Source organism: Pectobacterium parmentieri (assembly GCF_001742145.1).
Classification (GTDB): domain Bacteria; phylum Pseudomonadota; class Gammaproteobacteria; order Enterobacterales; family Enterobacteriaceae; genus Pectobacterium; species Pectobacterium parmentieri.
On sequence record NZ_CP015749.1, the window covers coordinates 22,285 to 37,707 of the forward strand.

Below are 15,423 nucleotides of genomic sequence, written 5' to 3' on the forward strand. Positions count from 1 at the left end.
CCACATCTCACTCTGCCTGAGGCAAGATAAACATCCTTGTTCACGGCGTGTGTCTTACTTATCTGCACGTGTTGAGGGGTCAGAATTTCTCAATCATGGTGCGGCTAATGATTTCATCCTGAACTTCTTTACAAAGCTCAACGAAGTACGCGCTGTAGCCCGCCACGCGAACGATTAAATCACGGTATTTTTCTGGTTCCTGCTGGGCTTTCCGCAACACCTCATCGTCAACGTAGCTGAATTGCATCTGACCATTGCCCAAAATGGAGGACGTTCTCAGCAGAGTGATCAGCCCGTTGCGACCTTCTGGCGTATCCAGCATGCCTTTAAGGAATTTGAAGTTATGCACCATCCCTATGTTCATGCTTTCCACATTCATTTTACTGACAGACTTGATGCTTGCCGTCGGCCCTTTTTTGTCTGCCCCTTGCGTTGGGCTGATCCCGTCGGAGAGCGGTGTCCATGCCAGACGTCCGTTTGCGCTGGCCGCAGTTAATGCGCCGATAGGCGTATTGTTAGAGATAGACAAGGTGCCGTGGCTAAAGGTGGAATAGAGCATCTTGTATTGGCGGCACTCGCGTTCTGTCCATTCCGTGATATCGAGCGCGAGCGGGTCAACGGCGTTGTCGTCATTGCCGTATTTCGGGGCATTCAGGCAATCCCTGTGCAGTGCGTCGTAGCCTGAAAAGTTAGCTAACAGCGCGTCACGCATCTGTTCCAGCGTGTACTGACGATCTTCATAGACGAGTTTCCGAATGGCCATCATGGAATCAACGTAGGTGGCTAACCCAGAGAAGATGAGCCCAGGCCCATGATTGATTACTGCGCCCCCTGCGGTGACATCCCGACCGGTTTCCATGCAACCTTCCACCAGCAGAGACATCAGGGGTTTGGGGGCGACATCACGATGTACACGCTGGCTGATCACGGTGCCAATTGCCGACAGGCGGATGATGTGTGCAATCTGGGCTTTCACCGCGCGGTCAAAAGCCTCGAACGTGTCTAGCGTGCTCAAGTCGCCGGTGTCCAGCCCTTGAACGCGATCAAAGAGGATCATGCGACCACGGTTTAACACGAACTCAATGGCGATGGGCCACTGGGTATAGCCCGTTGACGTCCACTGATAAATACGGCCTGATTTCTGTGGTTCTACGCAGCCCATCAGGCAGTAGTCGCGCGCATCGTCAAAATCGAAGCCTTTGCGCAGCATCATTTTGATATGAGAATCATCGAAGTGACATGCCGGGAAACCCATGCCGGATTTGACCACATCGACAATTTTTTCCATGTACTCGTGCGGTGATTGGTTATGAATTCGGCAGGCGAGCGAAGGCTGATACACTTTCACAAAACGCACCGCATCCATAATCAGGTAGGTGAGATCGTTACAGGCATCGCCGCCACTGCGTTTCTGCCCACCCACCGTCAGGTTAATAAACGGCTGATAGCCCGCGAAATATTTCGCGCCGCTTTCGCTGGACATCCACATGAGTTCCGCACATTTCAGAATGAACATCTGTAGCAGTTCCAGTGCCTGTTCGCGCGTCAGGCGGCCGGATTGAATGTCGGCTTCATACATCGGGTAGCAGTATTGATCGACGCGCCCTAGCGAAATGCCAGTCTGGTTTTCTTCAATTTCGAACAAAGACTCCAGCGTCCAGATACTTTGCAGGGCTTCCTGCAACGTTTTAGGGGGATTGGCAGGCACGTTCTCGTTGACGTCGGCAATCATCAGGAGTTCTGCACGCCGTGAGGCGTCGGTTTCCTGTGCTGCCAGCACTCGCGCCTGTGCTGCAATGCGGCTGGCATAGGCCATGACGCCGTCGCAGGTTTCAATTGCCGCTTTATAGAAATAGATGCGATCGATATGAGCGGGATCTTCCATACCCAGTTCGGCAAGCTTTGCCTGCGCATCGGCTTTGATGCCCTTCATCCCTTTCGTGAAGAGCAACACGTCATAACCTGGGCAGGTATCGCCGCCGCCGTTGATCTGGTGGTAAGACAGATCGCTGACAAACGTTTCTCCGCTGAATGCCCAAAGACCCGCTTCACGATATTGTGCTTCACATACTTCATCCAGCGAACGACCTTGCCAAAAGGGTGCGATTTCTTCGCGGATGGTTTTTTTATCTTCTTCTGAGATCTGAAACGGGTCCTGAGGGCGCGTGCTCATGGTGTCCAGTTCGTCCTGCACCCAGCGCCAGGCGATATCAGGAGAGAACGCGCCGGCACGCGGTTTACCGCAGGGGTGGCCTACGATCAGTTCTTCATCCTGAATCAGAATAGGGGCGGTTTCACAGGCGCGACGAAAGGATTTTGCACGTAGCAGAATGGGGGGCAGCCCAGGATTGTGTTTCGCAACCTCGGTAAAGGCTACTGCGCGATAAATAGAGACACTGGGACGTGCCTCTAAATAGTGTGCGCGTAGACGCTGCATCCGTGGCGTAAGGGCTTCTTGCTCTGCAACGGCTTCATCGGCGGAAGATTTTTTGCTGCCATGCTGTCTGGCTATTTTTCCGCTATTCACTATGCTGTTACCGAGTGAGAAAGGGGCCGTGTCTGGTGCTAACGTGTCATTATCCATACGAAAATCTCCTGCTGTTATTTTTTCTGACTCAATAAAGGGTGGAAAGGTAAGTGCAGTGAGCAATCTCTGAATCCCCGCGCAGGCAGGAAATATATCCGCCTGAACATTGATTTATATATATTACTGTACCAATCTATTGTTGTTTTTTTTGAGTTGTCGCTATTTAATAACGTTGTTTTTATAAAAATAAGATCGGTTTTTATATTCAATTCCCCAAGTGATTCGCGTTGATAAAAATCAATGCACACGACGCTTTAAGTGTTGTGGGGTATTGAAATGGTTTGTGTTGCTATCTACGTTAATTAACTGATGGAAGTGCAGTTCATATTGATTGCTTTTCTCATGAATTAATTTGGATTGTTTTTATATATTTCTTATTTTTATGCATTCAAAATAGTGTAGTCATTATTTTAACGATGATGAAGCGTTATCTTGTTAATAAATTGACCAAGATCAATTCATTTTGTTTTATTAAATTGGTTGTTTTGTATTATTTCCTTGTTAATTATTCTGAGTGGATGGATTATAAATAAATGGAAAGGGGATAATATATTCTACATGATTTTAATTGCAGGAGGGCGGCAAAGATAAGGGTGATAATTCAGGCCAATTTACGCTTAAGAAAATTGGCCTGTAATAATGGGATACGTGCGCTACAGCGAGGCACCACCGCATATCACCAACTGCTGGCCAGTAATGGCTGCCGCAGAAGGGGAGAGCAGATAACCGACCAAATCGGCCACTTCCTGCGGCTGAATGAAACGCCCAATCGGCGGTAGCTTCGGCGGAGAGCTCTGGCGACCCGGCATCGTCAGCATTGGGGTTTCGGTAGCGCCCGGGGCGACAATGTTCACCGTAATACCGCGTGGCGCCAGTTCCGCTGCCCAGCTTCTCGCCATACCAATCATCGCGGATTTTGTGGTCACGTACTGGCTGCGCCCTGCGGAACCGCTAGAGGTACGGCTACCCAGTAGCACGATCCTGCCCCCTTGCAGCAGTTTATCGACCAGTCGATCGGCAAGCACCTGTGCAGCATTGATATGCAATCGCCACAGCGTTTCACCGTCCTCCAGCGAAAGCTGGCCGAGCGGGGCAGCCTTCATTATGCCAGCGGCATGGATGACGGCATCAACCTGCACAATTTCGTCCAGAATGGCAATCAGCGTGGGCGTATCCATGATATCCACCGCGCGGTGGGTAAAGTGTGGATGTGAATAGTCACCCGGCTTGCGTGACAGGCCGGTTACCCGCCAGCCTTCCGCCAGTAATTTTTGTGTGATGGCGGCACCGATCCCTGAGCTGCTGCCGGTAATCAGGGCGTGTTTAGGGGCTGTAGCTGACATGTGTCTCCTTAATCAAACTTAACGGCTTTGATGCACCATTCTTAATTACAACAACGTGACGGGGATTTTAAACACGGCTTTTTTAACCGGTGCTGGATTGTCGTTAATGGCACACAGCGCCTGATGGGCTTCTCCCGGATAGAACGTGACGAAATCGCCTGCTCGCAGATGGATCTGATGCGGCACCTGTGGGTTATCCAGAATATAGAGATCGGGTTTACGTTCCGTCGCGGGCTGACCATGCACATCATTCAGACCGTAACCGATAATCTCTTCGCCTTCCAGAATCAGTTGAATATCGAGATAGTTGCTGTGAAATTCGGTATGTCGGGTGGCGCGCGGTGCGGTATTCGTCGTGCCGATGTTGTAAAACCACTCGGCACCTTCTGGCTGATAGCGGCCTTCTGGCAACGCATTCAGTTCAGCTAACGACATGCCTGATGCGGACAGAATAGTCCACAGCACGTCGGGCAGTGTGGCGAGTTTTAGGGCGTTTAGGTTTCCTGCAATCATTATCGTGTCCTGAAGGAAGATAGCGGGGGAGAGCCCCCGCTGGAAAAGAGAAAAAGCAGCGTGGTTTAGTTCGCCTTGACCCACTCCTCACTCACCACAACATGCTTGATCGCTTGACGGAAGTAGGTGAACGCAAGATGCAGCTTACCGTCCGGTGCTTGCTTGACGCTGGGGTAAGAGAACTCGCGGTTCAGCTTCTCCGTTGAGTTATTGGTCATGCAGTAACCGTCACCCACTTCAACATTGCGCTGCCACGGCCAGCTCTTACCGCCGTCTTCCGAAATGGCGAGCGTCATCGGTGCGCGCGGTGCGCCCCAGAAGGCGCTACGATCGCCGGCTTGCACTTCTGGCATTTTTGCACCGCTGGCCTTGTCTTCTTCGTCCTCGATTTCATCGTACAGCGACAGGCGGCGATCGGTGGCATCGGCGGCGCTCATGTGGTTGAACACCAGTGCCAGATGACCGTTTTGCAGCGTAGTCACCTGAATGGACGAGTTGTTGTTCGGCAAATCGGTTGCTACCGGATCTGACCAGGTTTTACCGCCATCCGTTGAACGGCTTTGGTAGATAAAATCGGCCCAGCGACTGCGGTACAGCGCCAGCAGCGTGCCGTCCTGCAACGGGGTGATGTTCATGTGTACGCAGCCCGTGCTGTTCGGTACCGAATATTCCCGCCAGGTTTTACCCCGATCGCTGGAAATCTTCACGGCGCTGTCATCATTATTGCCGACCCATTTCTCACCTGGCTGAACGCGGCAGTAGAACACCGGCAGCAGCCAGTCGCCGTTTTCCAATACGGTGATGGGCTGGCGGATAAAGGTGCCCGGCTGATCGAGCAGCGTGCCGATTTCGCCCCAGGTGGCACCCAAATCGGTGGACTGGCGGTAGCGCACAATCGCGGTGTCCTGATTACCGGATTTCTGCGCGGTATACAGCAGCCACAGCACGTTATCCGGCGCGAGGAACAGTACTGGGTTCTGTTCAGAACGCGTCGCATCCTCAGACAGCTTAACGGCTTTACTCCAGCTATCGCTGCCTTTCACAAGGCGGGACATGTAGATAGAGATATCCGCAATCCCTTCTTGTGTACCACCGAACCAGACGCACAGTACATCGCCATTCGGCAGATGGAGCAGGTTGGCCGCATGATTTTGCGGGCATTCCGACGGAATGTAGGCATCCAGACGCACGGCATCGCCTTCTGCGTGATGAACTTTTCCGCTACGTTCCACAGTAATGGTTTCGCTACTCATGACTCAGGCTCCTGATTTATTTTCAGTTTGAGAAATTTTGATTTTGTTCGCTTTGTTCGGGATCATGCGGTCGATCAGTATGACGACAGCCGGGGTAACCAGCGCGACATACATGTTATCGATGCCGTATGGGTTGCCGAGAATATACCAAACAGAGGTGACCACGCAGGCTGATATCAGGCTGGCGTTTGCACCGCGGGCGCTGCCGAAGAACGGCAGATAGAACGCGATCACGGCAACCACGGAAATCGATAGGCGAATGGCACGGGTAAAGAACGACAGTTTCAGAATTTCAGGGACGAACAGAACGAAGATGAGTGGCGCGAAACCTACGACAAGCGAGAGGATCCGGGTCATTTTCATTTCTTTTTCTGGCGTCGGTTTCCAGTAAGGGACGTAGAAGTCTTTAATCAGCAGGGAAACGATAGCTAGTGCCACCATACTCACGCTGATGAAGATAGATGCAACCAGCGATGTCGTGACCAGACCAGCGAGCCATGGGTTCATGTCTTGCAGGAAGACTGGCATAGCGTACAGGCTGCTGATTTCAGGGTGGGCAAACTTCGCTGCGACGCCGATGACCGCGATAGCCAGTGCAATCGGCATACAGAAGAAGAAGGCAACCCAGGTCGCGCGTTTGGCACTGGTAGCATCTTTGGTTGACGAAATGGCCTGAATCACGAACTGCGTACAGAAGATAGAACCGATGGTACCGATCAGCCAAGCGAAGATAGTGCTGGCACCGAGTTTTCCATCCCACGTCCAGTAGTAATCCGGCATTTGTTCGATCATCGGTTTGAAGCCACCGGTCATTTTTAACGCCACAAACAGAATGATCATCACGCCCACGTATTTCACGGCGCTATGGATCAACGTGATGTAGGCTGTCCCTTTCAGGCCACCGAAGTAGTAGTAGAAGGTACTGACGATAGCAGTGATCACGGCGGCGACCGGTAGGGAGACTTTCAACACGGTGGCGATGGCTGCCGCGCCGCTGACGTAGTTGCCCACGTTAACCAGCAACAGTGCGTAGATCATGATGATCGAGATAATATTTTTGGTGCTGGTACCGTATTTCTCGGCAATCGCGCCGGAGATGGTGATTTTCCCGGTGTTATAAATCTTTTTCACCAGAATCATACCAAACAGCGGGAAGCCGATAGCGGCGCCAATCACCGACCATGATGCGGCAAAGCCGTTCTCAAAGGCGGACTGTGCCGTACCGATGGTGGATTTGGCACCGATAAACTCAGTCATCAGCAGGATACCGACGATAAACGCCGGTAGCGCGCGCGAGCCTTCCATGAACTCGGTGTTCGATTTACTGCGGAGCTTGTAGGTTAACCATGAGGTGAATGCGATATAAAACACAATCATCCCAACGATTATGAGGGTGTCAGTTAAGTTAAAATGGTTCATATCTTCTCGGCCTATAAGTGGAAATTGAAATTTCTCTGTTACTGCGAGAATGGTTTAAGTATGTTGCGGATGTTGTCTTCATCCTGTGCGGAAAACTGGATCGGATAGCGGCTGACGCCGACATCTTCACCCATGATCGCTAGCGCTTTCTTCACCACAGCCGGTGAGAACGCGATGGCGTACAGTGTCTTACGCAATTCGGCAACCTGTTCCTGTGCCTGACGAGAGCCTTCGATGTCACCGGCATGGAAACGGTGCCAAATCTGGCTGATCGGTTCCGGTGCCACGTTAGCCAGCCCGGAAATACAGGCGGAGCAGCCGTCAACAAAGCCCTGGTGAATGAGCGAGTCTGGGCCATTCAATACGTTAAAACCCTGTACGCCTTTCACCGCTTGCACATAGCTGCTCAGGCTTTCATAGCTGCCTGCGCTGTCTTTGATGCCGATGATGTTCGGGTGATCCGCCAGCGTGCGGACGGTTTCCGGTGCCAGCGTGTTCCCCGTGCGTGCAGGAATGTTGTAGAGAAACACCGGCACGGTCAGCGCATCGGCGACGGCGGTGTAGTGGGCGATCAGTTCTTCCTGTTTTAGTGGAATGAAATACGGGGTGATGACCGAAACGGCGTCGACACCCAGCGCGGCGATGCGCTTGCCGAGCTTGATGGTTTCCCGCGTGGAGATTTCACCGATGTGGCCGACAACGGGCACTTTTCCGGCAACTTCATCCACGCAGGTTTCCGTGACGGCGACTTTCTCATCGGTGTGCAGAACGAAAAACTCACCGTTGGTGCCGTTACAGAAAATACCGTTGCCATAGCGCATCTGGCGTTGAACCTGAAGACGCATGGCTGCGGGATTAAATTCGCCCTGGTTATCAAATGGCGTGACGATGGCGGTCAGGACGCCAGTAATGTTCTTACTCATTGTTTTTCCTCGTGACACGTAATCAAAAAGTGAAAACCTAAAACTGTTCTACTTAAAACGGTGTTCTTTAAAGCCTCAAGCCTGTCTTTAGGGGAAACTCCGGGGGAGGTTCCCGCAGGGACGCCTCACCCCTGTGGTCGCCCCGTATATCTCGATGCTTAAACAATCAACATGAGCGATTTAGAGCCGCGCGATTAAAACAGGGTCAGATAAACTTCACGTACATCGTCAGCACTAACTTGCGTCGGTACATTTTTCATCAGGCGCTGAACCTGTAATGCGGCATCGACCAGGTAGGGCAGGTGATCTTTTTCCACACCGAGCTGCTGCAGGGTGTTGGGCAGGTTGAGCCGTTTGACCAACTCGCTGAAATAGGCCACCAGCGCCTGCGCTTTTTCTGCCGTACCGAGCGTCAGATCGGCATCCGGCAGCAGGTCATACGCTTGGGCAAATTTGTCCTGTGCGGCGTCCTGTACGAAACGCATGCAAGGTGCGAGCAGGATGGCGTTCGCCACGCCGTGTGGAATGTGGTACTTGCCGCCCAGCGGGTAAGACATCGCGTGAACCAGATGCGTACCGGAGTGAGCAATGGCGGCACCACCGTAGTAGGACGCCCACAGCATGTTCAGCTTGGCTTCCATATTGCCCGGCTCGCGCACGGAGGTTTCGAGGTTGGCAAACAGCTTTTTCAGGCCAATCAGTGCGTAGTTGTCGCTGACCGGGTTGGCAATCGTTGAGGTGAAGCACTCAATCAGGTGGCAGAGCGCATCAATACCGGTTGAAGCGGCGATATGCGATGGCATGCTGATGGTCAGCTCCGGCACCAGTGCAACGTAGTCCGGCAACATCACTGGCGTAATAATGCCGACTTTGGTCTCTTTCTCTGGGATCGCCAGAATGGCATTTGGCGTAGCTTCTGAGCCGGTTCCCGCCGTGGTTGGGATAAGCAGGGATGTCGTGCGGCGAGTGGGTTTTTCCCCTGCCAGCAGGCTATCCAGTGTCACGGTTTCATCACCTGCACACAGTACGGAAAGCAGTTTGGCAACATCCAGCACGCTGCCGCCGCCTACGCCGATGACCAGATCGGTCTGGATTTGTGTGAGCTGACTCAGTATCTGGGCAACGTCGTGCTGGCTTGGCTCGGCAGGCACATTATCAACCAGCAAAACCTGCGGAACGGCTTGCTTAACTTGTGCGATCAGCGCCTTAACATCAGGCAGCCCGACAATATTTTTGTCGGTGACAAATAAAACGTGCTGTTTCCCTGCTAACAGGTGACTGATGTCCTGAAGTACCCGGTAGCCGCTGAGGATAGTGCTATTGATGTTCATGCTTATTACCTTGCCTTTTCTCTTCTTCGCCAGAGCGTTATCGTGATGATAATGGTTGCGATGGTGATTATTTTCAGTCAAGTGGCGTGGTTTTCATCACAACTGAACGCCATTTGCCACATCGTGGTGATAATTTATAGGTGAAATTCCTTTTAAATAATTTGATATTGCTCACATATAATCAAATGTGATTCAATATAATCATTGTCAGATAATCATGAACCGGAAATGAGGTATGCCAAACATGCAGCAATCAGCAGAGTTGGTCGTCGTTGTCGCTGATGATTTTACGGGTGCCAATGATGCGGGCGTCGGACTGGCGCAGCATGGTGCGCGGGTTAGCGTCGTATTTGACGTTAATAAACTGCATGCGGATTTACTGGGTGATGCGGTAGTCATCAACACCGATAGCCGGGCGGCGCATAGCGATGTGGCGTCTCAACGTACCGCAGACGCGGTAGCCGCCTGGCAGGCAGCGGGCGGGCAAGGCTGGATTATTAAGAAGATTGACTCGACGTTACGCGGGAATCTGGGCGCGGAAGTTGCCGCGGCGCTGTCTGCGGCAGAGGTGCCTGTTGCACTGATTGCTGCGGCATCGCCGACGCTGGGACGTATTACCCGAAAAGGTGAAGTCTGGGTTAATGGTCGTTTGCTTACCGATACCGAATTTGCCAGCGATCCGAAAACCCCGGTGGCCTCGGCTTCTATTGCCGCTCGTCTGGCGGAACAGACCGCGTTGCCAGTGGCAGAAGTCCATCTTGATGAGGTTCGTCAGACTAATTTAGCCCTGCGTTTACAGCAGTTGGCTGACGAGGGGGCGCGTCTGATTATTCTTGATACGGACGTGCAAGACGACCTGGCGCATATTGTTGATGCCGCCAAGGCGCTGCCGTTTCGTCCCTTGTTGGTCGGCTCGGCAGGCCTGAGCGAAGCGCTGGCCAATGCGCTGGATTTTACACACAAAGCCGAGAAACCGCTGCTGGCCGTCGTGGGATCAATGAGTGATATTGCTCAAAAACAGATTGCAATCGCTCGCCAGCACCGCGATGTCACGCTGGTTGAGATCGACATCAGCGCGCTCTTTTCATCCCATTCATCCACCGTCATGGCGTCCCAGTGTCAGGACGCGGTGAGCGCACTGATGAACGGCCAACACTGCATTATTCGTACCTGTCACAACGAGAACCAGCGCTTCGAGATCGACGCGCGGTGTCAGCAACTTGGGCTTACCCGCCAGCAGCTTGGCGAAACGATCAGCCATTATCTAGGGGAACTTACGCGCAGCATTGTTCAGGCTCTAGATAGCCTGGCAGCAGACGACACTAGCCGACGCTTGCCGGGGGGACTGTATTTATCGGGTGGTGATATTGCGATTGCCGTGGCAACCGCACTGGGCGCGACCGGTTTTCAGATTAAGGGGCAAATCGCATCCTGTGTGCCTTGGGGATACCTGCTGAACAGCGTTGTCGGCATGACCCCTGTGATGACTAAAGCGGGGGGTTTTGGCAACGAAACTACTTTGCTCGACGTTTTACGTTTTATTGAGGAGAAGGTCAGTGAGTAAAATTATTGCAGTAACGATGGGTGATCCGGCAGGGATTGGACCAGAAATTATTATCAAATCTCTGGCCGAAGGTGAGCTTTCCGGCGCATCTGCTGTGGTGGTGGGCTGCGTACAGACGATGCGACGTGTTCTGGCGCTGAATGTGGTGCCTGCCGTAGAGTTGAAAATCATTGATAAACCGGCTGACGCCGTATTCGCACCGGGCGTCATCAACATCATTGATGAACCGCTGGAAGATCCACAGGCGCTGAAGCCGGGTGTCGTTCAGGCACAAGCGGGCGATTTAGCTTACCGCTGCATCAAGAAGGCCACCGAACTGGCAATGGCGGGTGAGGTGCATGCGATCGCGACCGCGCCGCTGAATAAAGAAGCGCTGCACTCGGCGGGCCACCTTTATCCGGGTCACACCGAACTGCTGGCGAAGCTGACCAACAGCCGCGACTATGCGATGGTGCTGTATACCGATAAGCTGAAGGTTATCCATGTTTCAACGCACATTGCGCTGCGAAAATTCCTCGATACCCTGAACCGCGATCGCGTGGAAACGGTGATCGACATGGCAGACGTCTTCCTTAAACGCGTCGGTTTTACCCACCCACGTATCGCCGTTGCCGGGGTTAACCCGCATGCGGGTGAGAATGGCTTGTTTGGTGACGAAGAGATTAAAATTGTCTCGCCATCGGTTGAAGCCATGAAGGCCAAAGGCATTGATGTGTATGGTCCGTGCCCGCCGGATACCGTCTATTTGCAGGCGTATGAAGGCCAGTACGATATGGTGGTGGCGATGTATCACGATCAGGGGCACATCCCGCTCAAGCTGTTGGGCTTCTATGACGGAGTGAACATCACCGCTGGGTTGCCGTTTATTCGCACCTCGGCTGACCACGGTACGGCATTTGACATTGCCTGGACGGGTAAAGCGAAGCCTGAAAGCATGGCGATCTCGATTCAGCTCGCGATGCAACTGGCCTGATTGACAGCGGCTACCGCCGCTGTCAGCACGGTGTTTTAAGCGACAGTACACATTGCAGGATATCGCCTTCCCTCCTTTGGGAAGGGTTCTGGTATCCTGCAACCAAGAATATATCGTTTTATTCCTTCCCATCCCCTGTTCTGCGTAGCGCCTCTTTCCTTCTCTAGCGTGTTTTTCCAACACCGGATCATTCCTTGTGGCACCTGTTTTCCTGGTGCAGCACGGCTGACTGATTACCGCTTCTCCGTTTCCTTCCGTGTCTTTATTTTGTGATCCAGTGACCATTTCTCAATGTTTCGCTCTGTCGGTTATTTACTCGCCACAAACTGTGGTGCTAGCATTTCGGTTATGTAATGTAGAACTGTGTTCTATAATGTAAAACAAAAACATCATCACTGACCAAATGTATTGGCAGAATGTTCGTTTCTTTTTTGCTATCTGATGCTGTAAGGAGAAGTTAAATGGGATTTATCACCAAGTTCGCCGGGATCATTCCGCCAGTGTCGTCAATCTTTACGAGTGACGGCCTTCTGGATGAAGCAGGAATGCAACGCGTGATTGACAGCCTGATCGCCGCAGGCGTGAATGGGCTATTTTTCCTCGGTACAGGAGGGGAATTTTCGCAAATGTCTGCGACAGAGCGTATGGCATTGACCGAGGCTGTGATTCGTATGGTGGATCGCCGTGTTCCGGTATTGATTGGCGTAGGCAGTACAAACACGCGTGAAGCCGTCGCGCTGAGTCAACATGCTGAGACCGCTGGTGCAGATGCGGTTGTCGCTATTAACCCCTATTACTGGCAAATTACCGAAGAGAACTTGATGGGCTATTACGGCGCCATCGCCACCGCTGTCTCGCTCCCGGTGATTTTGTACAATTTCCCCAAGCTCACCGGTCAGGATCTCTATCCCGCTCTCGTGAAACGTCTGGCCGATGCACATCACAACATTGTCGGTATCAAAGACACCATCGATTCTGTGGCGCATTTGCGCGATATGATCACCACGGTGAAGGCCGCCCATCCTGATTTCGCGGTGTTCTGTGGTTTTGACGATCACTTATTGAATACGGTGTTGATGGGGGGAGACGGGGCAATCTCCGCCAGTGCCAATTTTGTACCTGAACTGTCGGTCGGTATCTATCAGGCGCTGCGTAATGGGGAATTCGCTGAGGCGATGGACATGCATAAAACGATTTTGCAATTGCCGCGTCTCTATCAAATTGACAGTCCATTTGTGAATGTCGTGAAAGAAGCAATGACGCTAATGGGGCTGGATATTTCCACGGCCTGTTTAGCGCCGACACAGCCATTAAATAACGAGCAGAAAGCACAGGTTCGGCAAACGCTCGTTGATGCGGGCGTGTTATCAGAAAAATAACGAAAAGATTTATCCGGTTACGGGACGCTGGTGCCGTGCATGTGGCCTGAAACCGGAATTCAGTGAGTAGTGATGTCGTGCATGCTGTTATCTAAAAGAAAACAGTACGTTTTATTCCCAAAAAATAAGTGAATAAGCCATGTCTATAAATACAATTTTTCATCAGGACAATGCGCAGATTTATGACATTCAGACGCATGCGGAAGGTCCTCAGGGAGCATTACCGCTGACACCGGAAATGCTGATTGACTCGCCGAGCGGCCATATTTTCGGCCTGACGCTTAATGCTGGTATGGGATGGGATCCGAATAAATTACTGGGTAGCGAGGTATTAATTTTAGGTACGCAGGGCGGGATCCGCGATGCCGATGGTAAGCCTGTGGCATTAGGTTATCACACGGGACATTGGGAGATTGGCTTGCAGATGCGCGCGGCGGCTGAAGAAGTTGCGCTGCATCGTGGCGTGCCGTTTGCCGGTTATATCAGCGATCCTTGCGATGGTCGTTCTCAGGGAACCACCGGCATGTTTGATTCATTGCCGTATCGGAATGATGCTGCGGTGGTCTTTCGTCGTCTGATTCGATCGCTCCCCACCCGCAAAGCGGTTATCGGTGTCGCCACCTGTGACAAAGGGCTGCCGGCGATGATGATTGCGCTGTCCTCTATGCATACTCTGCCGACGATTATTGTTCCCGGCGGGGCTACATTGCCGCCAACACAGGGTGAAGATGCCGGGAAAGTTCAGACCATTGGCGCTCGTTTTGCCAACCACGATATCACGCTGGAAGAAGCCGCGATGCTTGGCTGTCGAGCGTGCGCTTCGCCGGGCGGCGGATGCCAATTTCTTGGCACGGCAGGGACTTCCCAGGTGGTGGCAGAGGCGCTGGGGCTGGCATTACCCCATTCGGCACTGGCACCTTCTGGTCAGGAGGTCTGGCTGGAAATTGCCCGGCAATCGGCGCGTGCGGTATTGACGCTAGAGCGTAAGGGGTTAAGCACCAGAGATATCCTGACTGATAAGGCTATCGAGAATGCGATGGCGGTTCATGCGGCGTTTGGTGGGTCAACCAATTTGCTGCTGCATATTCCCGCGATTGCACATGCTGCTGGCTGCCGGATCCCGAGTGTTGATGATTGGACTGCGATCAATCGTCGCGTGCCGCGTCTGGTGAGTGTTTTGCCTAATGGCCCGGTTTATCATCCTACCGTGCGTGCGTTTTTGGCTGGCGGGGTGCCGGAAGTCATGTTGCACCTGCGCGATCTGGGGTTACTGCATGAGGATGCGCTGACCGTGACGGGAGAATGTGTGGGTGACAATCTTGCGTGGTGGGAGACCTCCGAACGGCGGAGGATATTCCGTGAGCGCCTGTGGGAATTGGATGGTATCCGCCCCGATGAGGTCATCATGAGTCCCGTGCAAGCACGCGAAAGAGGATTGACGTCAACGATTACCTTCCCGATGGGCAATATTGCACCGGAAGGATCGGTGATTAAATCCACGGCGATCGATGCCTCCGTGGTGGGTGAAGATGGTGTCTATCGTCATACCGGCAAGGCCTGCGTCTTTACCTCCGAAGCGTTGGCGATCCACGCCATTAAACACGGTCAGATTCATCACGGCGATATTATGGTCATTATCGGCGGAGGGCCATCAGGCACCGGTATGGAAGAAACATATCAGGTCACCTCGGCGCTGAAGCATTTACCCTACGGCAAACACGTGTCTCTTATCACGGATGCCCGTTTCTCTGGTGTATCAACGGGAGCCTGCATTGGTCATGTCGGTCCGGAAGCGTTAGTCGGCGGTCCGATAGGCAAGCTGCGCGATGGCGATATTATTGAGATTATTGTCGATAGGCAGCAGTTGTCGGGCTCTATTAACTTTATCGGCACCACCGAACAGCGACTGACGCCGGAAGAAGGCGCTGAACTGTTGGCGACACGTCAGGCCCATCCTGATTTGAGCGCTCACGCTGAGCTACCCGATGATACACGCCTGTGGGCAGCGTTGCAGGCGGCAAGCGGTGGCACTTGGAAAGGCTGTATTTATGATACCGATAAAATTATCGATGCATTACGTGCAGGTATGAAAGTTTTAAATTATTAATGCCTTTTATTCTATATCGATAAATTCTGTT

At 52.5% G+C, this 15,423-nt stretch carries 10 protein-coding genes and 1 pseudogene; 4 read left to right on the forward strand and 7 right to left on the reverse strand.

Features of this window, described 5'->3' with window-relative positions; translation table 11 throughout:
• Positions 1-79: 79 nt before the first annotated feature.
• The 7 genes and pseudogenes from cutC to A8F97_RS00125 form a co-directional block, all read right to left on the reverse strand.
• Positions 80-2,455 (reverse strand): annotated as a pseudogene (cutC, locus tag A8F97_RS00095) (choline trimethylamine-lyase); the annotation flags it as partial.
• Between the two features lie 785 nt (positions 2,456-3,240).
• Positions 3,241-3,930, reverse strand: a complete 690-nt coding sequence (locus A8F97_RS00100; protein ID WP_033072130.1) for an SDR family NAD(P)-dependent oxidoreductase — start codon at positions 3,928-3,930, stop codon at positions 3,241-3,243.
• Positions 3,931-3,975: 45 nt separating this feature from the next.
• Positions 3,976-4,443 carry a NanQ anomerase/TabA/YiaL family protein gene (locus tag A8F97_RS00105; RefSeq protein WP_014701362.1) on the reverse strand — a complete coding sequence of 156 codons (468 nt, stop codon included), beginning with the start codon at positions 4,441-4,443 and terminating at the stop codon, positions 3,976-3,978.
• Positions 4,444-4,508: 65 nt separating this feature from the next.
• Positions 4,509-5,696, reverse strand: coding sequence for a sialidase family protein (locus A8F97_RS00110; protein WP_014701361.1), 1,188 nt, complete (start codon positions 5,694-5,696; stop codon positions 4,509-4,511).
• A 3-nt stretch (positions 5,697-5,699) separates the two neighbouring features.
• On the reverse strand, positions 5,700-7,115 hold the full coding sequence (locus A8F97_RS00115) for a sodium:solute symporter family protein (protein WP_014701360.1): 1,416 nt from the start codon (positions 7,113-7,115) through the stop codon (positions 5,700-5,702).
• Between the two features lie 38 nt (positions 7,116-7,153).
• Entirely contained in the window at positions 7,154-8,038 is an 885-nt protein-coding gene (locus A8F97_RS00120) for a dihydrodipicolinate synthase family protein (protein ID WP_015731203.1), read from the reverse strand.
• Positions 8,039-8,232: 194 nt separating this feature from the next.
• Positions 8,233-9,369, reverse strand: coding sequence for an iron-containing alcohol dehydrogenase (locus tag A8F97_RS00125; protein WP_014701358.1), 1,137 nt, complete (start codon positions 9,367-9,369; stop codon positions 8,233-8,235).
• A 235-nt stretch (positions 9,370-9,604) separates the two neighbouring features.
• Between A8F97_RS00125 and dtnK the strand changes: the two genes are divergently transcribed.
• The 4 genes from dtnK to A8F97_RS00145 all read left to right on the forward strand — a co-directional run bounded on the left by dtnK (position 9,605) and on the right by A8F97_RS00145 (position 15,392).
• Positions 9,605-10,933, forward strand: a complete 1,329-nt coding sequence (gene dtnK, locus A8F97_RS00130; protein WP_025919388.1) for a D-threonate kinase — start codon at positions 9,605-9,607, stop codon at positions 10,931-10,933.
• On the forward strand, positions 10,926-11,906 hold the full coding sequence (locus A8F97_RS00135; protein WP_005975080.1) for a D-threonate 4-phosphate dehydrogenase: 981 nt from the start codon (positions 10,926-10,928) through the stop codon (positions 11,904-11,906). Before dtnK ends, A8F97_RS00135 begins: the two co-directional genes overlap by 8 nt.
• Before the next feature lie 461 nt (positions 11,907-12,367).
• Complete coding sequence (locus tag A8F97_RS00140; RefSeq protein ID WP_015731200.1) at positions 12,368-13,285, forward strand: dihydrodipicolinate synthase family protein; 918 nt, start codon at positions 12,368-12,370, stop codon at positions 13,283-13,285.
• Between the two features lie 139 nt (positions 13,286-13,424).
• Positions 13,425-15,392 carry a YjhG/YagF family D-xylonate dehydratase gene (locus A8F97_RS00145; protein ID WP_015731199.1) on the forward strand — a complete coding sequence of 656 codons (1,968 nt, stop codon included), beginning with the start codon at positions 13,425-13,427 and terminating at the stop codon, positions 15,390-15,392.
• Positions 15,393-15,423: the final 31 nt, after the last annotated feature.